At 58.1% G+C, this 22,684-nt stretch carries 18 protein-coding genes; 2 read left to right on the top strand and 16 right to left on the bottom strand.

Annotated elements, in window-relative coordinates:
• Positions 1 to 8 precede the first annotated feature (8 nt).
• Positions 9 to 977: a stage II sporulation protein M gene (locus HMJ29_RS01815; protein ID WP_171589881.1), complete on the bottom strand. Its 969-nt coding sequence runs from the start codon at positions 975 to 977 to the stop codon at positions 9 to 11.
• Between the two features lie 109 nt (positions 978 to 1,086).
• Here HMJ29_RS01815 and HMJ29_RS01810 point away from each other — a divergent pair, with 109 nt between their 5' ends.
• Positions 1,087 to 1,812, top strand: coding sequence for an RDD family protein (locus tag HMJ29_RS01810; RefSeq protein WP_171589880.1), 726 nt, complete (start codon positions 1,087 to 1,089; stop codon positions 1,810 to 1,812).
• Positions 1,813 to 1,879: 67 nt separating this feature from the next.
• Here HMJ29_RS01810 and HMJ29_RS01805 read toward each other — a convergent pair whose 3' ends face one another.
• The 5 genes from HMJ29_RS01805 to HMJ29_RS01785 all read right to left on the bottom strand — a co-directional run bounded on the left by HMJ29_RS01805 (position 1,880) and on the right by HMJ29_RS01785 (position 8,771).
• Positions 1,880 to 3,865 carry a DUF4394 domain-containing protein gene (locus HMJ29_RS01805; protein WP_171589879.1) on the bottom strand — a complete coding sequence of 662 codons (1,986 nt, stop codon included), beginning with the start codon at positions 3,863 to 3,865 and terminating at the stop codon, positions 1,880 to 1,882.
• 240 nt (positions 3,866 to 4,105) lie between these two features.
• Entirely contained in the window at positions 4,106 to 4,816 is a 711-nt protein-coding gene (locus tag HMJ29_RS01800) for an SDR family oxidoreductase (RefSeq protein ID WP_171589878.1), read from the bottom strand.
• Between the two features lie 74 nt (positions 4,817 to 4,890).
• Complete coding sequence (locus tag HMJ29_RS01795; protein ID WP_171589877.1) at positions 4,891 to 5,601, bottom strand: energy transducer TonB; 711 nt, start codon at positions 5,599 to 5,601, stop codon at positions 4,891 to 4,893.
• A 151-nt stretch (positions 5,602 to 5,752) separates the two neighbouring features.
• A complete protein-coding gene (locus HMJ29_RS01790) occupies positions 5,753 to 7,375 on the bottom strand; it encodes a bifunctional GNAT family N-acetyltransferase/carbon-nitrogen hydrolase family protein (RefSeq protein WP_244679348.1) in 1,623 nt (540 codons plus the stop codon).
• A gap of 283 nt (positions 7,376 to 7,658) precedes the next feature.
• Positions 7,659 to 8,771, bottom strand: coding sequence for a T9SS type A sorting domain-containing protein (locus tag HMJ29_RS01785; RefSeq protein ID WP_171589875.1), 1,113 nt, complete (start codon positions 8,769 to 8,771; stop codon positions 7,659 to 7,661).
• A 166-nt stretch (positions 8,772 to 8,937) separates the two neighbouring features.
• Here HMJ29_RS01785 and HMJ29_RS01780 point away from each other — a divergent pair, with 166 nt between their 5' ends.
• Positions 8,938 to 9,420, top strand: a complete 483-nt coding sequence (locus HMJ29_RS01780) for a hypothetical protein (protein WP_171589874.1) — start codon at positions 8,938 to 8,940, stop codon at positions 9,418 to 9,420.
• 111 nt (positions 9,421 to 9,531) lie between these two features.
• Here the strand turns inward: HMJ29_RS01780 and HMJ29_RS01775 are convergent, their stop codons facing one another.
• The 10 genes from HMJ29_RS01775 to HMJ29_RS01730 form a co-directional block, all read right to left on the bottom strand.
• Positions 9,532 to 10,188 (bottom strand): CoA transferase subunit B, encoded by a 657-nt coding sequence (locus HMJ29_RS01775; protein WP_171589873.1) that lies wholly within the window; start codon positions 10,186 to 10,188, stop codon positions 9,532 to 9,534.
• 24 nt (positions 10,189 to 10,212) lie between these two features.
• Complete coding sequence (locus tag HMJ29_RS01770) at positions 10,213 to 11,523, bottom strand: serine hydrolase domain-containing protein (RefSeq protein ID WP_171589872.1); 1,311 nt, start codon at positions 11,521 to 11,523, stop codon at positions 10,213 to 10,215.
• Positions 11,524 to 11,691: 168 nt separating this feature from the next.
• On the bottom strand, positions 11,692 to 12,396 hold the full coding sequence (locus HMJ29_RS01765) for a CoA transferase subunit A (protein ID WP_171589871.1): 705 nt from the start codon (positions 12,394 to 12,396) through the stop codon (positions 11,692 to 11,694).
• Positions 12,397 to 12,425: 29 nt separating this feature from the next.
• On the bottom strand, positions 12,426 to 13,664 hold the full coding sequence (locus HMJ29_RS01760) for a carboxypeptidase-like regulatory domain-containing protein (RefSeq protein ID WP_171589870.1): 1,239 nt from the start codon (positions 13,662 to 13,664) through the stop codon (positions 12,426 to 12,428).
• A gap of 68 nt (positions 13,665 to 13,732) precedes the next feature.
• Positions 13,733 to 14,686, bottom strand: a complete 954-nt coding sequence (locus tag HMJ29_RS01755; protein ID WP_171589869.1) for a bifunctional riboflavin kinase/FAD synthetase — start codon at positions 14,684 to 14,686, stop codon at positions 13,733 to 13,735.
• Between the two features lie 146 nt (positions 14,687 to 14,832).
• Positions 14,833 to 15,657: a tRNA pseudouridine(55) synthase TruB gene (gene truB, locus HMJ29_RS01750; RefSeq protein WP_410779993.1), complete on the bottom strand. Its 825-nt coding sequence runs from the start codon at positions 15,655 to 15,657 to the stop codon at positions 14,833 to 14,835.
• Between the two features lie 5 nt (positions 15,658 to 15,662).
• Positions 15,663 to 16,451 carry an undecaprenyl-diphosphate phosphatase gene (locus HMJ29_RS01745; RefSeq protein WP_171589868.1) on the bottom strand — a complete coding sequence of 263 codons (789 nt, stop codon included), beginning with the start codon at positions 16,449 to 16,451 and terminating at the stop codon, positions 15,663 to 15,665.
• A 202-nt stretch (positions 16,452 to 16,653) separates the two neighbouring features.
• Positions 16,654 to 16,962 (bottom strand): DUF3098 domain-containing protein, encoded by a 309-nt coding sequence (locus tag HMJ29_RS01740; RefSeq protein WP_171589867.1) that lies wholly within the window; start codon positions 16,960 to 16,962, stop codon positions 16,654 to 16,656.
• Between the two features lie 62 nt (positions 16,963 to 17,024).
• Positions 17,025 to 17,918, bottom strand: a complete 894-nt coding sequence (locus HMJ29_RS01735) for a cell division protein FtsX (RefSeq protein ID WP_171589866.1) — start codon at positions 17,916 to 17,918, stop codon at positions 17,025 to 17,027.
• 90 nt (positions 17,919 to 18,008) lie between these two features.
• Positions 18,009 to 22,583: a translocation/assembly module TamB domain-containing protein gene (locus HMJ29_RS01730; protein WP_171589865.1), complete on the bottom strand. Its 4,575-nt coding sequence runs from the start codon at positions 22,581 to 22,583 to the stop codon at positions 18,009 to 18,011.
• Positions 22,584 to 22,684: the final 101 nt, after the last annotated feature.

The raw sequence follows: 22,684 nt of genomic DNA, 5'->3' as shown, positions 1-22,684 counted from the left end.
TGGTAGAACTAGAAAGCAGTTGGCTCTGGCAGGTGCACACCCCGCCGGTACAGCCACCACGGATACACCACAAAGTAGCCCAGAATAAAAGCCGCCGAGGTGCCGATAATGGTTAGGCTGGCCCACATGGGCATTTCGGTGTGGCGGGTAACGAAGCCCTCCAGGAAGCCTGCGACTATAAAAATGGGTACCAGGCCCATCACCAGCTTCATGCCATCGCGGGCGCCCAGGCGCAGGGCATCGCGGCGGGAGTAGGTGCCCGGAAACAGCAGGCTGCGGGCCATGATGAGGCCCGCCCCGCCCGCCAGAATAATAGCCGAAATTTCCAGGGTGCCGTGTATCCAGATGGTAAGCACGGAGGGCAGCAGCACCCCTTTCTGGTGGAAGAAGTACTGGAAAGAACCCAGCATTACGCCATTATGAAACAGCATGTACCCGGTAAGCAAGCCACCCGTGATACCCCCCGCAAACGCATACAACGACACCTTCACGTTGTTGAGGGTAATCTGTAGAAACATCAGGGTTTCATCAGAGCCCTTGTAAACGGCCATAGGGTCGCCTTTCTGAATATTGGCCAGCGTTTGGTTTACGTACCCATCACCCAGCACCACGCGCACGAAGGTGTCATCGAGGGCGGCGGAGAGAGCCCCGATGGCGGTGCACAACAGGAAGAACACCAAGGTACCTAGCAGCGCGCCCCGGTGGCGCACCACCAACAGGGGCAGCTCCAGGCGCCAAAACCGACCGAACCGGCTGGCATCCTCGGTTTTGTTTTTGTACAGGGCCTGGTGTAGCTTGCTTGCCAGCCCATTGAGGTAAGCGGTGGTAGTTGAGTTCGGATAAAATGTTCGGGCATACGACAGGTCGTCGGTCAGCTCAATAAACCGCTGGGCCAGGTCATCGGGTCCGGTAGGCGGCTGGGTTTCATAGTGGTGCCAGCGCTCCTGGTTCTGGCGTAGAAATACGGCTTCGCGCATAAGTGGTGCCGCCAATAAAACAGCTAATAATACCATTGCCCACAAGGGCAGTGTTCAAATATACAGGTTTCGGGCTGGCACCCATCGGGCTGGTTTTTTTTCTTTTTACATGAGTACCATTCGCATTCAAACCGCCCAAAATGTAGTGGTGGAGTACGACACCGCCAGCGTGGGCGACCGGATAGTAGCCCAGCTGATTGATTGGTTGGTGATGGGCCTCTGGACCCTGGGGGTAGGTTTTCTGCTTGACAAAGCACTGAGTTATGGTACGCTAAAAAGCTCGTTATTCTACGTGCTGGTATTAGCTCCCACGTTGGTGTACCATCCGGTTTGTGAGGTGTTCTTCAACGGGCAAAGCCTGGGGAAGCAGGTGCGGCGCATTAAGGTCACGCGCCTGGATGGTACCCGCCCCAGCCTCGGCGACTACCTGCTGCGCTGGCTGATTGGGCTGTTTGAAATTCAGATTACCGCAGGCACCGTGGCCCTGCTGGCAGCCCTTATCAACGGCCGCGGGCAGCGCCTCGGCGACCTGGTTGCGGGTACTACGGTAGTGAGCCTGCGCCAACCCCAGCACAATGATTTTGAGCTGACCCTGGTGCCGCCTGGCTATCAAATCATCTTTCCCCAAGTGGCAGTACTGACTGACCACGACATGGCCCTGATCCGGCGCTTATATCAGCAGGCCGTGGCCCGCCACAACTACACGCTGCTCAATGACGTCGCCAATAAAGTCAAAACCTTAACCGGCATCCAGACGGCTCTGCACGACGAGCCTTTCCTGCGCACTATCCTGCGTGACCATGCCGCTTTCCTGCAGGAAGAAACCGCTCGCTAGGCCACTTCACACAACAAAAAAGCCGGCTCACGCAATGTGAGCCGGCTTTTTTGTTGTGTGAAGTATGCTACTGAACTACTACGCGTTGGGTGCCCGCGGGCTGCCCATCTAGCTGCAGGCTCAGGAAGTACATACCGGCTTTACGCGAGGCCGAGTTCCAGCGCAGCGTTTGAGCGCCCGCCCCAAGCTGGCCCGGCTGGGCTTCCTCTACGGTGCGGCCAAGGGCATCAGTTATCCGCAGCGTGACTTGGCCGGAGCGGGGGAGGGTAAAGGCTACTGTGGCCTCACGGGTAACGGGGTTGGGGAACAGCGAAAGCCCGGTAGCCACTTCAGCGGCTGGGCGGGTGCCCGTCACTACGCCGGCCGGGCCAGCAATAGCAATGTCGCGCACGGTGCTGCCATTCCCGATGGTGCCCACCAGTGTAGCCGCGCCGGTGGCCAGGTTGAGGGTATAGAAGCCGCTGTTGAGCGAGGTGCCCACGTTGGCCACCAGGTAGGCCATATTCATGCCCGCCCCGGTGCTATAGATATCCATGTCTACGTTGGGAGCGGTAGTATTTACTGTAATGCCCGAGGCGCCTACGGTGGTGAGCTGCCCATCGGCGGGTGGGTTGGCGGTGCTCTGGGTGTTGAGCACGTTCAGGGCCTGGTCGTAGTTGTAAAGCATGGTGCCCGAAGTGGCATCGGCGCCCATGAAGCTGTTAGTGTAGGCCACTGCGCCAATAGTGGGCGTGTTGGTGCCGGTAGTGTAGGCCACCTGCCCGTCGGTAGCCGCTACAGTACCCGTCACGGGGTTGAGACGGTAGTTGTTGCGGTTGGCACCTACCACCCGAATGCGGTCAACGGTGGGGTTGAAGTCGAAGCTGATGTCGCCGGTGCCGAGGGTCATGGCCAGGGGGCCGCTGATGGAAGTGGCGGCACCGGTAGTGGCATTGAGCGCGTACAGCTGACCGGTTTGGGCAGTAGCGTTGTAGCCCAGAATGTACAGGGCATTGTTGAGCGGGCGTATATCCATGCCCACTACCGTTTGGGCGGCATCAACCCCCGTAATACCCACCGAAGTGCGAATGGTGCCGGGGGCCGATGTATCGAAGCTCAGCAAATTGGTGCCGGCCAGCGCGTAGGCCAGTTGGCCCGTAAGCACCGGCAGGGTCACGGGGCGGTTGATGGCAAAGGCAATATCTGTGACCAGCGTACCTGCAGGGCCCACATTGCCCACGGCCGTGAGGCTGGCACCGGTCAGGAAGTTGAGCGTGTACAGCTGCGTGCTCGGAGCCGCCGCAGTACCGGTGGCAATGGTCAGGTAGGCGTTGTTAGTGCTGGTAGTCGGGTTAAAGTAAATGTCCAGATCGGTGGCCAGGGCCGCAGCCGTGGATACGGTGAGCTGCTCGCGGCTATTCAGAATGCCGTCGTTGGGTGGGCTCTGAGTGGTGTAGCGGCTGTTGGTTTCGTCGATGTCGTAGAGCACCGTGGTAGTAGCCCCAATGTAAGAGTTGCCGTAGGCCACTGACCCGATGCCGGGCGTTTGGGCCGCATTAGCATCGGTGGCCGCGTAGGCTAGGTTGCCATCGGTGGCAGCCAGGGCGCCGTTGTTGGGGTTGAGCCGGAAGTTGGTAAGGTTGCTGCCCGTCACCCGAATGCGGTCAACGGTAGGGTTAAAATCAAAGCCAATGCGGGAGGTAGTGGTACCCAGGTTCAGCGTCAGCGCCGCGCCTACAGTAGTAGCCGCGCCCGTGAGGCGGTTAATGGTATACAGCTGGGCCTGCGTGCCGGTGGGGTTGTAGCCGAGGGCAAACAGCTCCCCTGTATTCGGCCGCGAATCTAGGCCCACCAGCGTTTGGCCAGTGCCCAGGCCGGTAATGGGTACCGTAGCCGTAAACGTGCCTGGCGTAGCGGCATCAAACGTTACAAGGCTTACCACTGAGGTAGCGCCACTAGTAGAGAGGCCGTAAACCGTTTGGGCCTGGGCGGCGCTAACAGATAGGCCTAGAGCCGCTAACCCAAGCAGTGCTTTTGGCAAAGCCGATAATCGTGAAGTAAAGGTTGAGTTCATCTTGAAAAGAATAGAAAAGAGTTGATACCGGCTAATTCCGAAACCCGGCAGTAGCCTTACGAGAAAATATAGGAATATGGATTGCTTTTAATGTATTTTTAATGTACTGTGAATGAGTGTTTTGTGTGATGATTTGAGTGTAATTCTGCTCTAATTGCCCAAGTGAGCTTCCAGCCATAGAAAAGGGCAGCCTTCTGAGGAAAGCTGCCCTAGGCTGATGCACCAAATGTTATACCTGGCCTACCAGGGTACTGGCTGCCCCTGCCACGTTACAAAGCTGCCGTTTTCCTCGGCGTGCAACTGATCAGTGAGGCGGATGATGCCCTTGGCAGAGTCGGCGGCCGGAATGGCGGCGTTGGAGCCGCCCATGCCCGTCCGGATCCAGCCCGGATCTACCAGCACCGAAATCAGGCCGTAGGTGCCTACTTCAGCAGCCAGCGCGCGCATGTACATATTCAGGGCCGCTTTGCTGGCCGAGTAGTGATACGGTTCGCCGGAGGCCTTCCAGGTCAGAGAGCCTTGGCCCGAAGAAAGGCTGATGATGCGAGGTTTGTTGCCGGCTTTCAGGAGCTCCAAAAACGCCTGCGCCACCAGCATGGGTCCTACCGCATTTACCTTAAAAACGGTCAGGGCATTATCTGAGGTGAGGTTGCCGAGGTTCTGCTTGGCGGGGTCTTCGGGACCGGCCCCGGGAAAAATACCGGCGTTATTGATGAGAATATCCAACGCCGCAGTGTGGCGGCGTACCGCTTTTTGGGCTTGGGCAATGGAGTCTTCGCTCGTCAGGTCAAGCTGAATGAGGTGTAGGCGGGTAGTGCCCAACGCCTTCAGGTCAGTAGCAGCATCGGGGTTGCGGCAGGCGGCATATACCGTATCGCCACGCTCCAGGTATTGGCGGGTGAGTTCGAGGCCCAGGCCCCGGTTGGCCCCGGTGATTAGTACGCGTCTCATAAGGGGAGGTGAAAGAATGAAAGATGGCGTTAGGGGGCCGCAGTTTACATCAAAAAACCAGCGGGCCAAAACTCTCACCGGATATAGGTCTGCTTACTAATCTGTCCGTTGACTATCAACTCGTCTACAAAGTGGTTGCCGGCAGGGGCTATTGGTGGTAAACCAGCAATTAGTCCTCCCTGCTTCAGGCTGCCTGGGCTAAGCTCCGATGACAGTCTGAAGTGCACAACCACATAAAACCTGGCGGCGACCAGTTGGCCCTGATAAACAGCAGGTATCCAATTGTCGGGCAAATCTTTCACCACCCGCCACACTTCCTGGTCGCACTCGGGGCTAACGCTGTTCTCAATAATATAATCTTTGGTATGGCCATCTGTGTCAACCGTAAATGACATAACCAGTCTGCCCTGTTGCTGTTGCCTCATGGCCACAACAGGGTACCGTAGTTTAGTGGCGATATCAATAGCCCGTTGCCTTGAGCTGCCTATAAGGCGCGGGGCACGAGTGGGGTGTTGCAGTTCCCACTGGCTGCCTACACGCACCAGGTAACGGGTGGTATCAGCGGGCCGATAAGTAATGCGGCTGGAGTCATAATCAAAGGTGAGTTCCAGCTCGTCGTTATTGCCGTAGAAGTACCACTTCCCAACTCTGCGGCCATCTTTTGCCGTGGCTCCCTGCTCAGTCTGGCCTTTTTTATGCTTAACAGGCGTTGCCGACTTCTCTTGTGCCTGACTGCGCCCCGAGAACATGAGTATCGCCAGCAGGGCAATATAAAAACACTTCATAAAGCGTGATGATAGAAAGGAAGCAAAATAAAATAGCCGCTAAAGTACAGGTAGCATTCGCTAGGCCTAGCCACCAGCCATAAAGCAAGAGCGCCCTCCATAAGTATTATGGAAGGCGCTCTTTGGGTAGTAGCTGCTCTACGGCCAGGTATTAACTGGACGCCAGCGTTTTGCGGCGGGTAGGCGCTTTAGGAGCACGCTCCTCTCCTTGGGCCAGCAATTCATCATCGCGCTCGGTCTTCTTCACCCAGCTCACTGAGTACAAGTCTCTGCGACGGTCGCGGAGGTTACGCACGGCGCCGCTGGTGTTCAGGTCTTTGAGCAAGTCTAGGTCGAGGTCGGCAATCAGCGTCATCTCGGTGTTGGGCGTGGCCTCGGCCACAATGGCGTCGTGGGGGAAAGCGAAGTCTGAGGGGCTAAATACCGCCGACTGCGAGTACTGAATGTCCATGTTCTCAACGCGAGGCAGGTTGCCCACTGAGCCGGTAATGGCCACGTAGCACTCGTTCTCAATGGCTCGGGCCTGGGCACACAGACGCACACGCTGGTAGGCGTTCTTGGTATCCGTCCAGAAAGGCACAAACAGGATTTTCATGCCTTCATCTGACAGCATGCGCGAGAGCTCAGGGAACTCCACGTCGTAGCAAATGAGGATACCGATTTTACCGAAGTCCGTGTCAAAGCACCGCAGCTTGTCGCCGCCGCGCATGCCCCAGTAGCTGGCCTCGTCGGGGGTTACGTGCAGCTTGTACTGCTCGTCCACGGTACCGTCGCGCCGGCACAGGTACGATACGTTGTAGAGCTTGCCATCATCGTAGAGGGGCATAGAGCCGGCAATAACGTTGATGTTGTAGCTCACGGCCAGCTCCATCATTTTGGTTTTGATGGGCTCCGTGAAGGCCGACATCGAGCGGATAGCCACCGAAGGCGACTCCTCGTTGGTGAGGGCCATCATGGGCGCGTTGAAAAACTCCGGGAACATCACGCAGTCGGCCTTATAGCCCGATACAGTGTCCACGAAGAACTCCATTTGCTGAAAAAAGTCGTCGAGGTTTTGGGTGGCACGCATTTGCCACTGCACAATGCCAATGCGCACGTTCGACTTTTGGTTACCAATCAGCTTGTCGGTTTCCTCGTCGTAGTACACATTAATCCACTCCAGCAACGTGGCGTAAGCCTTCGACTCGGAGTCGTAGGGAAGGTAGCCCCGGATGAGCTTCCGCACGTAGAAATCGTTGGAAAGCTGGAAAGTGAGGATGGGGTCGGTCAGTTCCTTGGCTCGCACCATCTCCACGTATTTAGCCGGCGTCATTTCGTTGGCGTAGGCGGCGTAGCCCGGTATCCGGCCCCCGGCCACCATGGCGCGCAGGTTCAGGTTTTCGCAGAGCTCCTTGCGGGCGTCGTATAAACGACGGCCCAGGCGTAGGCTCCGGTACTCGGGGTCCACAAACACATCAACGCCGTAGAGTGTGTCGCCGTTGGAGTCGTGTGTGTCGAACTTCCCGTTGCCGGTAATTTTAGCGTAGGTGTGCTTGTCGCCATACTTGCTGTACTCTACAATAATAGCCAGGGCGGCAGCTACCACCTGGCCATTATCTTCGATGCAGATCTGGCCTTCAGGAAATTTTTTCAGCAGGGCATTGTACTCATCCTGGGCCCAGGCGCCCTCCATGTTAGAGTACACCTTGTCCATGATTTCCTTTACCGCCTTAAAGTCGTTGCGCCGCAGGGTGCGCAGTACCAGCTTATGGGCCGGAATGGCGGTAGGAGTCATCAGTTCAGGAGCCACTGGCATACCCGGTAAAGTTTGTTTTTTGGCGTGGCTGCCGCCAGCCTTGCCATTTGCAGAAGTGGCCATATAAACGGAGAGAAATGTCGTGGAAGTAGCGCAAAGATACCCTTGTGGTAAAAGAGCACGACGGTTGTATTACGGCGCTACAACAAGTTTAGTGGCAAAAAGGATCATTGATTCCTGGTTTGGCTCCTCAGCTGGCCACCGAGGATAACTGAACAGCAAGTGCTTTCGTCTGCTGCTAAAGGCCAAGCTACTTCGCTCATTACTGCCGCACGATGCGCCGCACGGCAACGCCCTCGGTGGTTTCTACGCGCAGCAGTAGCACGCCCCGATAGCCGTCAAACAACCCAGCTGGCAACGCAAGCGGCTGAGCAGAAGCGGTTGCTACGTGCCGGAAGAGCACCCGACCCGTTAGGTCGGTGGCTGTGATGGTGGCTAGGCCAGTGCTGCCGGGCAGCGTGAGGTGCAGCACCTCACCAGCAGCGGCCGGAACGGGGTAAACAGCAACCGCCGATTCGGGCAGGCGCTTGGTGGTTGCCAATGTGCCACTAGGGCGCCGATACACGTCGCGGTACTCCACAAGTACTACCGCTTCCTGGCCTGCTACCTCCTGCGTAATCACCTGCAGGAGCGGAATGCCCTGGTTGTTGCCCAACCATTTGTATTCCCGGGTAAGGGGCACTGGCACTACCGTGCCGGGCTGGCCCTGCACCGAAATACTATCGCGGGCCTGTAGGGTGCTCACCACCCGTAGCGTGGCATATGTGCCAAAGGGGGTGATGAGCGTGCCCCAGCCATCGGCGTTGTTCACGCGCTTCTGCTGCTGGCGCAAATAGGCGGTTTGGGGCACATTCGCAATTAACTCAGAGCTGCTGGAGTCGCGCTGCGCGTAGGCCAGGGGGAAGCGGTACACCACATCCTGTAGCTGCTGGCTCTGATACGTGACTGGCAGGGCCGTACCGGACAGCACCGCGCCGTAGCCCACCTGCCGGTAATCGGCCGCCGACTCGTTAAAGAATAAATAAATATCAGTGAGTGGCAGCCCCGCACCTGCCAGCACGCCCAGCGGCGGCTGCGTAGCAATAGTAGCCCGGTTAACGCCCCCGAGGGATCCAAAGGCGAAAGGTAACAGGCCCGGGGTGGTGCTCACGGCGGTGTACCGCTCTACGCGCTGGCTGGTGGGGCGCAAGGCGGTGTAGTTCCAGGTTTGGTTGGGCCCTTTTTGCGTAAGAAGCGGCCCGGTGAAGGTGGTCGTCTGGCTTACCCGAAGCGTATCGCCCACGTTGGGCATATCGTTGCGGGTAATGATAATCTGGGCGTGTGAGGCCGCTGCGGACAGGAGCAGAAAGGGCAGGAACCGGTAGAAATGAGCCATAGCAGGAGAATAGGCCAGAAGTAACTCGGGGAAGATACAGGATTAATTGCTCGGCTCTGGTAGGCACTATGGGTTTAGGGGCTACCGGGCCGCTGGGCTATTACTGCCCAGCAGCCCCGAAAGGGCTTCTTCATCTTTGGCTAGCAGATGCCTCGTATCTTGCAGTATGTCTGCTCCCATGCCCGAACGTCGTTTGCTCACGCTGGCTGCAATATTGCAAGCTTCGGAGGCGTACCCGCCTACGGCATGGCTGTGCGCGCCCCGGCCCGTGGCGCACTGGCAACCCGATAGCCCCGCCGCCGTGCTGCTGGTGGCGCAGCCGGGCCAGACCGTACCGGCGCCTCCTGGCCTGGCGCGCATGTTGTTCATGGATGAAGTGCAGCTGCTCATGAAGCGGCTGCTGGAGCAAGTGCCCGGCGCCCCCATTTGGCTGCGCATTCAAATCCTGAGTCGCTACAAGGAGCACGCGGAGTTCCCGGCCCTCACCGCCTACCCCGATACCCTGGCCGACTACCTAGCCGAAGCCGTGCACGACGGCGGCCTCAGCGCCATTGAGGCCCTGGAGCACCTGCGCCGCTACTTCGCCCACTTCACCCTGGAAGCCGCTCAGCGCATCATGACGCAGGCCTACATCCGCACCCAGAAATAGGCCTAGACCACTCATTCATAGAAAGCGAGACACACTAAAAACAAAGCACATCATCCTTCGCTGTGTGCTTAGGATGACGTGCTTTAAAAAAGATGGGTGGCCTAGGCCTGTTTACACGCCCTGCATTTCGGGTACTTCGTTGGGGATGACCAGCTTGCCGGCGGTGGCGGCTTTGATTTGCTCTACCGTAACGCCGGGGGCCCGCTCGCGGAGCACGAAACCGTCGGGCGTTACGTCCAGCACGGCCAGCTCCGTTACAATTTTCTTCACGCAGCGTAGGCCAGTAATGGGCAGCGTGCAGGAGGGTAGCAACTTGCTGGAACCATCTTTGGCTACGTGCTGCATAGCCACAATGATGTTTTTGGCCGAGGCTACCAGGTCCATGGCGCCGCCCATGCCTTTCACCATTTTGCCGGGGATTTTCCAGTTGGCAATGTCGCCGGTTTCCGAAACTTCCATGGCCCCCAGAATGGTCAGGTCTACGTGCTCCCCCCGGATCATGCCGAAGGAATCGGCGGAGCTGAAGATGCTGGAGCCGGGCAGGGTGGTTACCGTTTGCTTGCCGGCGTTGATGAGGTCAGGGTCTACTTCGGCTTCGGTGGGGAAGGGGCCCATGCCCAGCAGGCCGTTCTCCGACTGCAGCTCTACATTGATGCCCTCTGGGATATAGTTGGCCACCAGGGTCGGGATGCCAATACCCAGGTTAACGTAGGAGTTATTTTCTACTTCTTGCGCAATGCGCTTGGCGATGCCGTGTTTGTCGAGCATGATGGGTGGGGGAAAGGAGGGAGCTTATTTAATCTGGGCCGCTTTCGATTCAATAACCGTTTCGCGAACCAGATGCTTGAATTTGTCGGCTAGGTCGCCGTAACTGTTGGGGTATTTCTGGGTGTAGAGTAAAGCCACAATCTTCTCCTTGGGGTCAACCCAGTAGGTAGTCCCGAAGATGCCGCCCCACTCAAAGGAGCCTTCCGATAACCCCGACTGCGCCGCGCCCCTGGTCGTAACAATGCTGAAGCCCAGCCCAAACTTGTTCAGGCCCTGATTCACCTCGCCAATCTGGTTGGAGGTCATCAGGCGCACGGTTGCAGGCTTAAGCAGACGTTTACCGTTGTACTGCCCCTCGTTGAGCATCATCAGCAGAAAGGCAGCATAGTCGTCGAGGGTTGATGACAGCCCCGCGCCACCCGAGAAGTAGGTGCCGGCCAGCTTAGGGTACTCGAGGTTGATATTGCCCATTGCGGCGAAGGGGTTCAGGGCCTTCAGCGTATTCTTGCTGGCATCCTCAGTGTAGAGCACGGCCAGGCGGGGCTGCTTCTCCTTGGGCAGGAAGAAATAGGTGTCGCGCATAGCCAGGGGCTCAAACAGGCGGGCACGCAGGAACTGGTCGAGCGGCTGGCCCGAGAGCACCTCAATCAGGTAGCCCAGCACATCAATACTCAGGCCGTAGCTGAACTTCTCACCCGGCTGATGCATGAGGGGCAACTGGCCTAGCGCATCCATAGAAGTGCGCAGCTTGCCGCCCGGTGTACCAATGCCGCTCGGGATATGCGCTTTGGCATAAATAGCCCGTGCTTCCTGGGAGCCAATGCCTGGGTAGCCAATGCCCGACGTATGGGTCAGGAGTTGCCGGATGGTGATTTCGCTCTTGGCGGGAACGGTGGTGTAGCTGGAGTCGGCGGGGTTGAAGGTAGCCAGCACCTTGGGGGTGCGGAAAGCCGGCAGGTACTTCGAGATGGGGTCGTCGAGCTGAAATTTACCTTCATCATACAGCATCATGACGCCCGCGCTGACGATGGCCTTGGTTTGGGAGGCGATGCGCAGAATGGCATCCTCCCGCAATGGCGTTTTCGCGGCTACGTCATCCAGCCCGAAGGCCTTGCGGTAAATCACCTTGCCGTCGCGCATGATGAGGGCACTGGCCCCCGGAACGCGGTTGGCGGTGGTGTATTCGCGCAGCAGAGCATCAATGGCTGGTAGCTCCGTTTGCCTGCTAGCCAGTGCCTTGCTCTTCGCGGCTTTGGGCCTGGCCGGAGCGGTGGTCTGAGCGTAGGCGCCGCTAAACGTGAGGGCCAGCAGCAGACCGAGGGCGGTTCTTTTCATGAGGCAACTGTAGAGGTAAAGCCGATTCTGAGCTGTAGAGACGCAATATCTTGCGTCTCGTCGTTAAACGACTGGCCTAGAACGATGTGAGGCAAACAACATCAGCAACGGAGAGACGCAAAATATTGCGTCTTTACTGCCGGTACATCAACCTGAAGCAGACTCGTTTTAGTTGGCGGCGGCTCGCACCGTGCGCTGCTCAATGCGCTTCTCGTACTTCTCGCCCTTGAAAATTCGCTGCACAAAGATGCCGGGCGTATGAATCTGGTTGGGGTCCAGCTCGCCGGCGGGTACCAGCTCTTCCACTTCCGCCACCGTGATTTTGCCGGCCGTAGCCATCATGGGGTTGAAGTTGCGCGCGGTGCCTTTAAACACCAGGTTGCCGGCCGTGTCGCCCTTCCAGGCTTTCACGAAGGCAAAGTCGGCGTGCAGGGCGGTTTCCAGCAAGTACATTTTGCCGTTAAACTCCCGGCTTTCCTTGCCTTCGCCTACCTCGGTGCCGTAGCCGGCGGGCGTGAAGAAGGCCGGGATGCCCGCTCCGCCAGCGCGGATGCGCTCGGCCAGGGTGCCCTGCGGAATCAGCTCTACTTCCAGCTCGCCGCTGAGCAGCTGGCGCTCAAACTCGGCGTTTTCGCCCACATAGCTGGAAATCATCTTGCGCACCTGCTTGGTCTGGAGCAGCAGCCCGATGCCGAAATCATCGACGCCGGCATTGTTGGAGATGCAGGTGAGGTTTTTCACGCCGCGGCGCAGCAGCTCCTGAATGGAGTTTTCGGGGATGCCGCACAGGCCGAAGCCCCCGAGCATGAGGGTCATGCCATCGGTGATGCCGTGGAGGGCCTCGGAGGCGTCGGCTACAACTTTATTGATCATGGTGGAAAGGGTGGGTGGGAAAGTTAAGATCAGGGAGCCGGCGCGGCCGGCGCGTAATCGAGGGGTAAAAATTCACCCATTTTCTCGAATCCCCAGTAGCCGTCCGTAAAAACGCCTAAAGGCTCTGTTAGTTGGCCATTTTTCTGAATCTCAATTTCCGGCTGGAGCAGAATCAGCGTCGATATCTGGCCTTTCGGGGGCAGCGCTGCGGCCGCTGCCGCACTAATGGGCCTGGCCGTATGATACGCCGGGTCGGGCGCCTCCTTAAGATATGTAACCTGGAGGTAGTCGCGGAAGCGAAGCCACACCCGGCCCGAGTCTGGCTGCACCCCGCGCAGACTGTCGAGTGGCCTGGGGGCCGTGTAGAGCATAGAGAAAGCCCGCGGTACTTTCACCCAGCGGGATAGGGAATCCTGGTCGGCTGAAGAGAAAACAGTATTGCGGCGGGCTAGCCGCAGGGCATTAGCCAGGCTATCGGCGCGAGGGAATTTCGGGTTGGGCACCACGCGCATTTTCTGCACCAGAAAGCCCTCGGGCGTAACCTGGCCAGTGTAGATGCTGTGCAGAAAGTGCGTGAGAGAGCCACGGTAGGCCTGTTCACGGTTAGCTGCCCAGCGGCGCTGCTGCCGCTCATTACGGGCCTTCATCTCTTCAAACACGGGGTAGCCATAAAACACCACGTACTGCTCCCGAAAATTCTGGGTGAACTTGAGGCCGTAGTACTTCACGCGGTAGCCCAGGGCATCGTTATCTACCTGCACAAAAGCCGGGCTAGTAGCCGTTAGCTCGTTTTTGTCGCTGTCGTAATCCACGTATACATCCTTGGGGTTGCGGATGCGGCACTGCCGCGAGAAAGCCGACTGGCCCAAAAACGTTTGCACGAAGCGCTGGTAGTCAGCCTCGCGGTTGGGGTTAGGGCGCACCACCACCTCGCCGAGCTGCTGCGCCGAAGGGGTAAGCAACAGCGTGAGCGTTTGCGGCCCTGGTTTTACGGCAATGGAGCGCTTGTAAAGCTTGTAGCCCAGGTAGGAAATTACCAGGTCATACTGGCCTACGGGCACGTTGGGCAGCGAGAATTCTCCCTTAGCGTTGGTGGAGGCGCCGTACGTAGTATTAGCCAGGAACAGGCTAGCCAGCTCCAGCGGCGCCTGCGTCACGGAGTCGCGCACGGTGCCGGTTAGCGTACCGGTGCTTTGGCTAAGGCAAGCAGTTGCGCTAAACCAGCCAAGCAGCAATAGAATAATGCGCAGGTAAAAAAAGGCAGCCATAGTAGGAAAAACCTTTAGGGCTGCAGGATACGGCAAAACCAGGAAAAGGCTTTGCAGTTACGGGTTGCCTATCCGCCAATCAGGTGGCGGCGAGCTTCTGCGGCATCCAGGTACAACTGCGCCTTTAGGGCGTCTAGGCCCTCGAACTTTTGCTCGTCGCGGAGGCGGGCCACAAACTGCACCGTGAGGGGCTGGTCGTATAGGTCGCCATCGAAATCTAGCAAGTGGGCTTCTACGGTTTGGGCCAGGTTACCACCCACGGTAGGGCGCACGCCTATGTTGAGCATGGCCGCGTGGTGCGTGCCGGCCACCGTAGTGGCCATTACGGCGTACACCCCGCGGGCCGGAATCAGCTTCATGGGCTCTTCGCAGTGGATATTAGCCGTAGGCCACCCAATAGTGCGGCCCAGCTGCCGGCCCTTCACCACCGTACCCGTGAGAGGGTAGTCATACCCTAAATAACGGTTGGCCGTGGCCACGTCGCCAGCCTCCAGAGCCCGCCGAATGCGGGTGCTGCTTACGCCCACGGCGTCCACGTCTTCGCGCGGAATCTCTTCCACGGTCATGCCGTAGCGGTCGGCGTGCTGGCTTAGGTAGTCGAAGCCGCCTTCCCGGTTTTTGCCAAACCGGTGGTCGTAGCCGATTACCAGTTTGCTGGTGCCTACCGTGCGCAGCAGTATATTCTGAATGTATTCCTCCGAAGTCCAGGCCGCAAACTCCTGGGTGAACGGGATGATCAACAGGTAGTCGACGCCGTACTCGGCCAGCTTCTGGCTGCGTTCCTCCTGGGTGTTGAGCAAGTGCAGCTCCATGGGGGCCGGATGCGTACTGGGCGGGGCCAACACCAGGCGGGGGTGGGGCCAGTAGGTAATAACCACGGCCGGTCCGCCACTCTGATCTGCTACTTCCCGCAGGCGCCGCAGAATCTGCTGGTGGCCTACATGAACGCCATCAAACGTGCCGCTGGTAACTACGGCATTGCCCAGGTGCGGAAACTGCGCGGGGTCCCGAATGATGTCCATTGTGGGAGAGAAGCTAAGTGAGGAAGGGAGCAGATGAGGCTGCGAAGGTAAAGCACCGGGCCGGACCTTGCGTAGGCCACTCCCCGTGCGCATACGGAAAAGCCCCGGCCGTGTGCCAACGCACGTGCAGCCAGGGCCAATAAAACTTAGGAAACAGGCGGCGTGTCGGGCGTAGAAGCCGCCGCATCTTGCTGCGACTGATAGTACTCTAGGCCAGTCCGGCGCTCGGGCTGCCGCTCCCGGCGCTGGCGCGGAGGCCGCTCAGCTTCCCCTTCGGGGCGGGGGGGGCGCAGGGCCTGCACGGCTTCCATGCTCAGGGCGTCCTCCAGGCGGTACTCGCCAATGCGGGTGCGCACCAGCTTGGTGAGGTGGGCGCCCACCCCCAAGGCCGCACCGTAGTCGCGGGCGAGGCTGCGGATGTAGGTGCCCTTGGAGCACACCACCCGAAAATCAACCTCCGGCAGGGCAATGCGCGTCAGCTCAAACTCCTTGATGGTAACCTGCTTGCTCTTGATTTCGGCCTCGTCGCCACGACGAGCTACCTCGTAAGCCCGTTCCCCATTCACCTTCACTGCCGAAAACAGCGGGGGTGTTTGGTTAATCAGGCCCACGAAAGGAGCTAAGGCGGCGCGCAGCTCTTCCTCCGTCAGGTGGTCGTAGGTTACTTCCTGGTCTACGGGCGTCTCCAGGTCGAAGCTGGGCGTGGTCTGGCCGAGGCGGAAAGTGCCGGTGTACTCTTTTTCCTGAGCCTGAATCAGGTCAATCTGCTTGGTTTTCTTGCCGGTGCACAAAATTAGCAGGCCCGTAGCCAACGGGTCGAGGGTGCCCGCATGCCCAATTTTCTTGATGCGCAGGGTGTTCTTCACTTTGCGCACCACATCAAAGGAGGTCCAGGTCAGAGGCTTATCCAGGAGCAGGACTTCACCGGCTTCAAAGTCGAAGGGGGCAGGGGTAGGTTGTTCTTCCATCATCACGCTTACAGTACTTCCAGGCTAATACCCAACGATACCATTACCAAAATCACTACGCCCACCGCAATGCGGTAGAAACCAAACGCCCGAAAGCCGAAGCGCGCTACAAAATCCACGAAGGACTTCACGGCCAGCAGTGCCACAATAAAGGCCACCACGTTGCCGAACAACAGCAGCTTAATATCCTCGGAGCCCGGAGCACTCACTTTGTAAGTTTTATACAGCTGATAGGCCGTAATCACCGTCATGGTGGGTACTGCCAGCAGGAAGGAGAAGTCGGCCGCTGAGCGGCGGTCAAAGCCTTGGGCTAGGCCACCTATGATAGTAGCGGCTGAGCGTGATACGCCTGGTACCAAGGCCAGGCACTGAAACAGACCAATCTTAAGTGCCTGAGCGAAGTTGGGCGTGGTAACCTCCTTGCGCGGCCCCGAGAACAACTTATCGACGAAAAGCAGCACTACGCCGCCTACTACCAGCGAAGAGGCTACTACGGTTACGCTTTTCAACAAATCCTCAATTACATCTTTCAGCAGAAAGCCCAGAATCCCGAACGGAACAAAGGCCACGGCGAGCTTAAGATAAAAGTCGAAGCTCTGCAGAAACCGGCGCCAGTACAGCACTACCACGGCCAGAATGGCCCCAAACTGAATGGAGGTGATGTACGTGTCAGTGAAGGGTAGCTGCCCGATGCCAAGCAGGTTGGCGAAGATGATCATGTGTCCCGTGCTGGAAACGGGCAAAAATTCGGTTAGACCTTCAACAATAGCGAGCAACAGCGCGTGCCAGTACGACATAGAGGGAAAGTTGGGTAGTGAAGTGGAAGAGAGACGAGTACCCTGGATGTGGCCTAGAAATAGGTCGGCATCACTACATCAGAACGTCATGCTGAGCTTGCCGAAGCATCTCTCCCGCTGGCTAATTTCTCTTGATTAGCCAGCGGGAGAGATGCTTCGGCAAGCTCAGCATGACGTCCGGGAGTATTCGAATACTATTTTCCTAGCGCTTATAAGTAGGCGAGGCAGGTGCCACAGTAGGTGGGACCGTTTGGGAAGGCACCGTATTCACGGTGGCGGCATCCTGGGCTACGGGAGCGGTGCCGTCCGCGCGGGTCATGATGGCCCAAAACTCAATGCCGAAGCCAATAGCCAGCAGAATAGGGCCGAGGGTAATGCCCAGGAAACCTTCACCGTAATCAGCCGAGTCGAGCATCATGGTGATAAAGCCAGCGGCCAGCACTGCCAGGCCAATGAACATTAGCCGGTAGTTACGCGGCCCGAAGGCGAAGCGGGGAGTATTCTGTTCCATAACTGCAAAGGTAGAAGGGTTGGCAGAAGGTGGCGCGCAAATTCAACCAACTAGGTAGTTCATTAATACAAGTCGTCAAGTGACATGCCCGAATACTTGCGCACGGCACGCCAGGAGCTCAAAAAGCCGATGCCCATGCCCAGCACCACCAGTAGTGCCAGTAAGGCCCCAATCAGGCGCTCATCACGCAGCAGCCGCAGCTCTTCTAGTTGCAGGTAAGCATATTGCAGCAACGCCACCAGCAACAGCCCCGCCAGAATACCGCTCATAAGCCCCTGCCAAACGGCCCGCCGCAAAAACGGCCACTGAATAAATGACTGAGTAGCGCCCACCAGCTGCATAGACCGGATCAGGAAGCGTTGCGAGAACATGGCCAGCTTAATGGTATTGTTGATGAGCACTACCACCACAAACGTGAGCACGGCGGCAAAACCTAGTAGCACCAGGCTCACATTGCGCAGGTTCTCATTCACGGAGGTAATCAGGCTCTCCACGTACTCTACCTCAAACACGCCCGGCTCCTGGCCTAGCTCTTGCTTTATGCGGGCCAGGTTCTGGGCATCGCCGTATTCAGAGTTTATTTTGAGCAGGTAAGCGTCGCGCAAGGGGTTGTCGCCGAGGAAGCGCTGGAAATCTTCGCCGGTCTGGTCGATGAGCTGCTTGGCGCCTTCTTCCTTAGATAAGAAGCGCACCTGCGCCTGCCCGTTTTTGTAGGCAATGTAGGGCTTGTGGGCAAAGTCCTGTTGCAGGCGAAGCAACTGGGTTTCCGGCAGGTTCCGCTCCAGGTACACCTGCATCTCCAGGTTCTCCTTCACCAGATTCGACATCTTGTGCGCGTGAATCAGTAGCAGCCCGAATAGCCCAATCACCAGCAGCGCCAGCGTAATGCTGAACACGACCATAGTGTACGGATAGCTACCCAGCTTCTTCTTACGAGTCGTGCGCGGTTGAGACATTAGTGAAGGGTGAAGGTGTGAAGCGCGAAGTTGCGAGGTGCAAAGTTGTGAAAGAAGCAGTTCACAAGCCCACTCTGCACAACATCGCCATTACATACTAGTACGAGGATCTTCTTCAATCTGAAGTTCCCGGGCCTTGCGGGCATTCTGGTCGCGGCGGCGCAGGCGCTTGCGGGCAAATAGCTCCCGCAAGGAGTCAAACTGCTCAGTGTGCAGCAGTGAGAGGCCCGCCCGAGCCTGGTTAGCCAGCTGCGCCTGGGCTACCAGGTCGCGGGGCGTGGTTTCGTAGCGCAGCTTTGCCCGGAACTTACCATCGGGCCGCAGGTAGTATTCCAGGCTCAGGTCACCGATGAGGGAAGACTGTGCCGTGGGCAGGGGCTGTCCACCGGTGCCGCCCGTGGGCAGCGTGTTGTTGCCGAACCCCCCTTCCCGCGTTACGCGCAGGCGGCCGTTGAGGAATGAGTAGCTCAGGCGCACCTGTAGGGCCTGCAGCTGTTCTGAGGTCAGGCCATTCAGGTTAAAGCTGATTTCCAGGTTAGGGTCAATCTGGGATGTTAAGAGGCCTAGCTGGGTTGAAATGATCTGGCCCAGGCTGTTCCCAATAGCATTGTTTTCGCCCTGTAACCGGGTAACGGCCAGGGAGCCCACTGGCGTAAGCTGGCGGAATACCACCAAACTAAATACCTGCCGGTTCAGCTCCTGCTCATCGTTACGCAGAGCGGAAAGGAAGGGCGCCAGGTCACCTTCCAGCGAAGAGGGAATGTCATTGAACTCCAGGTTTAGCCGGATAATGGGCTGCAGCAAGGGGCCCGTTAAGTTCATAACGGCCGTAACGGGTACCACTGAGGTACTGGTTGCCAGTACCGGCGCCAGGGAAGTGCGCTGGGTATACGTAGCCGTTACGTTCATTTCGCCGGCCAGCGGGTCGCCGTTCCAGGCAATGGTACCACCGGGGCGCACCACAAACTCCTTGTTTACCAGGCCCTGCAGCGTGAAGTTGTAAGCCCCGCGCACAATCTCCACCTGCCCGTACATGTTGAAGTCGCCGCGGGTATCAATGTTCAGGCGGAGCTGGCCCGAGCCCGTACCCCGAATGATGTCGCCGGTGCTTTCATCAAGCAGCATTTCCAGGTAGGCATCGGGGGTAATATCCAGGTTCATGTTCAGCCGGATGCCCGAAACATCCGTTTGCGCAGTGGTAACGGCCACCTCTTTCGTACGGGCCGTATCGGGCAGGTTGCGGTTCACAAACTTGATATAGCTGGCCTGCTCCGCCTTGGCGGCATTATCGAAGGGCAAGGAAATACGCGTGCCGGCTTCGCTGCGGGCCGTTACGTTGATGAACAGATTATCGGCGGGGCCACGCACGAGGGCGGTGCCCGTCGCGTAGGCCTGTCCGAAGTACAACTCGTTGTCTTTGCGGGTTGTGTTAAGCACTTGCAGCTTCCGGAAGGAAGCGTTCAACTCCAGGCGCATATCCTGGAACCCCTTCTCGTAGATGTTGCCATTTACCACGCCCGTGTTGCCCTGGGGGTCGCGCACGGTAATGTTCTGCAGGGCAATGCGGTCTTCCAGGAATCGAATACGATCAGAGAAGGTGTAGGTAGTGCCCAGGTAAATAAAGGTCAGCTGGCCATCCGTTACGTCGATATTGCCAGTAAGCACGGGGGCGCTCAGGCGGCCCGTAAGGCGCAAAGTGCCCAGGGCCGTGCCACCCAGGTCGCGGAATAGCGTGTTTAAAAAAGGCTGGGCCAGTTTAACCGGCGCATTGGCCAGGGTTCCGGTGAGGTTAAGCTGCTGCTCTGCCTCGCCAGGGGCGAAGGTGCCCGTGACTTGTACTACGCGCTGCTGGTCGCGGGCTACATCAAGGTTCACCGCCAGGCGGCTGGTTTGGTTGTTCCAGTCGCCGCGGCCCTTCACGTCACCAATCAGCACCTCATCCATCTTCAACGAGTCGACGGAAATGGTAGAGTTGATAACGAGCTGATCGTACACGCCACTAATGGTGCCCAGCGCATTTACCCGGCCGGCAAATTTTTCCTGACCCGTGAGCCCGTTGAGCGTTGAGAGCTCAAAGTCCTTCACGGTGAGGGCCAGCGGCTTGTTGGCATTCTGGGAGATGAACCCCTGGGCGCTAATGCTCTGGGTGCCGTTGCTCAGCGTTAGGTTCTGAAAGTCAAACTCCTTGCCGCCTCCTGAGATAAGCAGGGAGTTATCCGGCGCAATTGTCCATTCCTTGCCCAATACATTCACCCCCGAGCGCCGGAATACCACCCGTACGGCATCGTCGAGGAACACCAGGGCGCCATTGATTTGGGCGCGGTTAGTGGTGCCCGTCTGGGCCAGGGAGGTAGCGAAGTTGATTTTTTCCTGGTCCCACACACCCTCCACGTAAAACTTCTCAGTAGCGCCTAGGCCAGGTACGCGCTGGCGTTCTGAGGTTACGTTGGCCTGCGCCAGAATTTCGGGTTGGTACGGGAGCTTGGAGGTATTGAATTCAAAGTCGTTGTTAACGAGCTGCACACTGTCGTAGCGCACTGCATTCACGTGGCCTCCCACCTGGAAAATCGAGGTTTGGCCGTTGCGGAAGGAGCCATCAATCACTGTGGAGTCTGATACCGTAAGCTGCGGCATAAACAGGTGCAGCACCGGGTTGGGCTTCTTCAGGTACAGGTTCAGGGAAATCTGGTAGTCGGGGAGGGCCTGCTGGCGCTTGCGGCGGTAATAGTTGGCAATTACGGCGTCGTTGCTCTCAAAATTCAGCCGGTACTCCGTGAGTAGCGTTGATACGTCGCGCAGTACGGTAGTGGGCGTGAAGTTGCCCACCAGGTTTAAGTTGAGAACCTCAGAGCGCACATTGAGCCGGCGCTGCCCATTGCCATACTGGCTCACCAGATCCAGGGTGTCAACGGCAACAGCACGGCCGTTGTAGGTCAGGCGGGAGTTGCGCAGGCGGGCGTAGCCCAGCAGCTCATCCAGGCGCAGGCCCTGAAACTTTACATCGGCGGTGGTGGCCACCACTATATTTTGCTGCGTAAGGCCTAGCGCTTTAAGGCTGGCCCGTCGCACCCGGGCGCGCAGGTCAAACGCCTGTTTGCTCTTGTTCAGCTCAATGGTGCCATCAGCATCGAACTGCAGATTAGGGTCGTTGGCGGCAATTTTACCCGTAAACGACTCACGGCTGAAGCGGCCGTTGGTGGTTATGTTGCGGTAGCGGTACCCGTTCAGCCAGATGCTCTGCACCGTGGCATTGGCCGTTACGCGGGCCGTGGCCGGCACAAAGCCCACGCCTTCTACCTTGCCGTTCATGGTTACATCGCGCACCAGTTGCTCATTGCCTAGCAGCTTGCCCAGCTGAAAGCCGGTGGTGCGCACTTGGCCCTCGTAGCTGGAGTAGCGCGGGTCGTCCTTGAACTTCAGGTTAACGTCGGATACCACTGAGCCCAGGGCCGTCTGGAAAGAGCCGTTGGCCACAAAGTCATTATAAAAGCCCAGAAACTGCCCTTTCAGCTTTACGGTGCCCAGGCGCTGCACGTAGGGCCAGCCCGAGGCCGGAATGTAGCGCCGAATATCGCGCCCGTCCACCACCGAGGGCTGCAGGCGCATTTCAATAAAGCTCTCCTTGAAATTGGGGAGCCCCTCCACGTTAATATCGCCCCTTATGCGGCTGTTTTTGCCGTAGCGAATATCGAGGCCTTTGGTGGTGAAGTTTCGCACGTAGCCCTTGGCCTGCCCCGAAAGCAGCACCGTTTCGTTGAGGTCGCGCACAAAAGGCTGGGGCGCAAACTTGGCAATGTCGTCGGAGTACACCCGTGAGGGCTGCAGCCGGGCAATGACTTTTACTGAGTCATTGAAGTCGGTGAAGTTGAGAAAGTGGTCGTACTCGAAGCGGAGGTAGTTACTGAGCTGGCTGTTTTGCACGCGCAGCATCAGCTTATCAAACTCCCAGAACTTGTCGCCATAGGTCATGTTCGAGGTAAGCTCCCGCAGCCGGGTGCCAGAGGGAGTATCTACCGTGCGCAGGCCCTGAATGTTGGCGTGAATGGTATCACCCTTAATCCACAGCTGGTCAGCATCGGCGTAGATGCTGTCGAGGCGCATATGGGCATAGTCCATGGTTCGGCCGTACTCCGGGATGCGGGGCACGTCCTGGCGGTCTAGCACAAACCGGCCGTTGCGTAGGCCTATAGATTCAATTTTGAAGTCAAAGGGCTTGCTGACTTTAGTAGTGTCAGTGGGGCCAATTAGCCGCTTTACAGCCGTAATGAACGCCGTGAGGTTGGTAGTGTCGGGGTTAGATTTGTAGGTGACTAGGTTAAAGCGCGGCTCTTCCAGCGTGAGCTTACCTACGTGCAGGTGGGAGGGGTCGAACACCGAAAACAGCCGGATATCGGCATCGGCGCGCCCAATGTTAAACAGCTCGTTGCCGCGGCGGTCCAGCACCTGCACGCCCTCCAGCAGCACCCGCGAGAAGGGGCGCACATCTACCCGCCCCACCAGTACCTTCTGGCCTAGCTTGTCCGTGAGCATGGCCGCGGCCCGGTGGGCCAGGTTGGTTTGCACGCTGGGCACACGTAAGGCCACCAACATACCCACCACGGCCAGCACCACTAGCAGTAGCAGCGCAAACAGAACCTTAAGGATGACGGTTATAAAACGGGGCACGGGTAGCAAATAGGGGAGAGGCAGGAGGCCAGCCGGAGCAAAGATACAGGGTTACCCCCGACCGTTGCCTGCCCTCCGCACCGCAAGAAACGGGCAGCACT

Origin of the sequence: Hymenobacter taeanensis, from assembly GCF_013137895.1 — a bacterium.
Taxonomy (GTDB): Bacteria; Bacteroidota; Bacteroidia; order Cytophagales; family Hymenobacteraceae; genus Hymenobacter; species Hymenobacter taeanensis.
Note: the sequence above shows the minus strand (reverse complement) of the source record. Positions and strands in the feature narration are given on the sequence as shown.

Coding starts and splice junctions, on each gene's coding strand:
- HMJ29_RS01815 (WP_171589881.1), bottom strand. CDS start 977: ATGCGCGAAGCCGTATTTCTACGCCAGAACCAGGAGCGCTGGCACCAC.
- HMJ29_RS01810 (WP_171589880.1), top strand. CDS start 1,087: ATGAGTACCATTCGCATTCAAACCGCCCAAAATGTAGTGGTGGAGTAC.
- HMJ29_RS01805 (WP_171589879.1), bottom strand. CDS start 3,865: ATGAACTCAACCTTTACTTCACGATTATCGGCTTTGCCAAAAGCACTG.
- HMJ29_RS01800 (WP_171589878.1), bottom strand. CDS start 4,816: ATGAGACGCGTACTAATCACCGGGGCCAACCGGGGCCTGGGCCTCGAA.
- HMJ29_RS01795 (WP_171589877.1), bottom strand. CDS start 5,601: ATGAAGTGTTTTTATATTGCCCTGCTGGCGATACTCATGTTCTCGGGG.
- HMJ29_RS01790 (WP_244679348.1), bottom strand. CDS start 7,375: ATGACTCCTACCGCCATTCCGGCCCATAAGCTGGTACTGCGCACCCTG.
- HMJ29_RS01785 (WP_171589875.1), bottom strand. CDS start 8,771: ATGGCTCATTTCTACCGGTTCCTGCCCTTTCTGCTCCTGTCCGCAGCG.
- HMJ29_RS01780 (WP_171589874.1), top strand. CDS start 8,938: ATGTCTGCTCCCATGCCCGAACGTCGTTTGCTCACGCTGGCTGCAATA.
- HMJ29_RS01775 (WP_171589873.1), bottom strand. CDS start 10,188: ATGCTCGACAAACACGGCATCGCCAAGCGCATTGCGCAAGAAGTAGAA.
- HMJ29_RS01770 (WP_171589872.1), bottom strand. CDS start 11,523: ATGAAAAGAACCGCCCTCGGTCTGCTGCTGGCCCTCACGTTTAGCGGC.
- HMJ29_RS01765 (WP_171589871.1), bottom strand. CDS start 12,396: ATGATCAATAAAGTTGTAGCCGACGCCTCCGAGGCCCTCCACGGCATC.
- HMJ29_RS01760 (WP_171589870.1), bottom strand. CDS start 13,664: ATGGCTGCCTTTTTTTACCTGCGCATTATTCTATTGCTGCTTGGCTGG.
- HMJ29_RS01755 (WP_171589869.1), bottom strand. CDS start 14,686: ATGGACATCATTCGGGACCCCGCGCAGTTTCCGCACCTGGGCAATGCC.
- truB (WP_410779993.1), bottom strand. CDS start 15,657: ATGATGGAAGAACAACCTACCCCTGCCCCCTTCGACTTTGAAGCCGGT.
- HMJ29_RS01745 (WP_171589868.1), bottom strand. CDS start 16,451: ATGTCGTACTGGCACGCGCTGTTGCTCGCTATTGTTGAAGGTCTAACC.
- HMJ29_RS01740 (WP_171589867.1), bottom strand. CDS start 16,962: ATGGAACAGAATACTCCCCGCTTCGCCTTCGGGCCGCGTAACTACCGG.
- HMJ29_RS01735 (WP_171589866.1), bottom strand. CDS start 17,918: ATGTCTCAACCGCGCACGACTCGTAAGAAGAAGCTGGGTAGCTATCCG.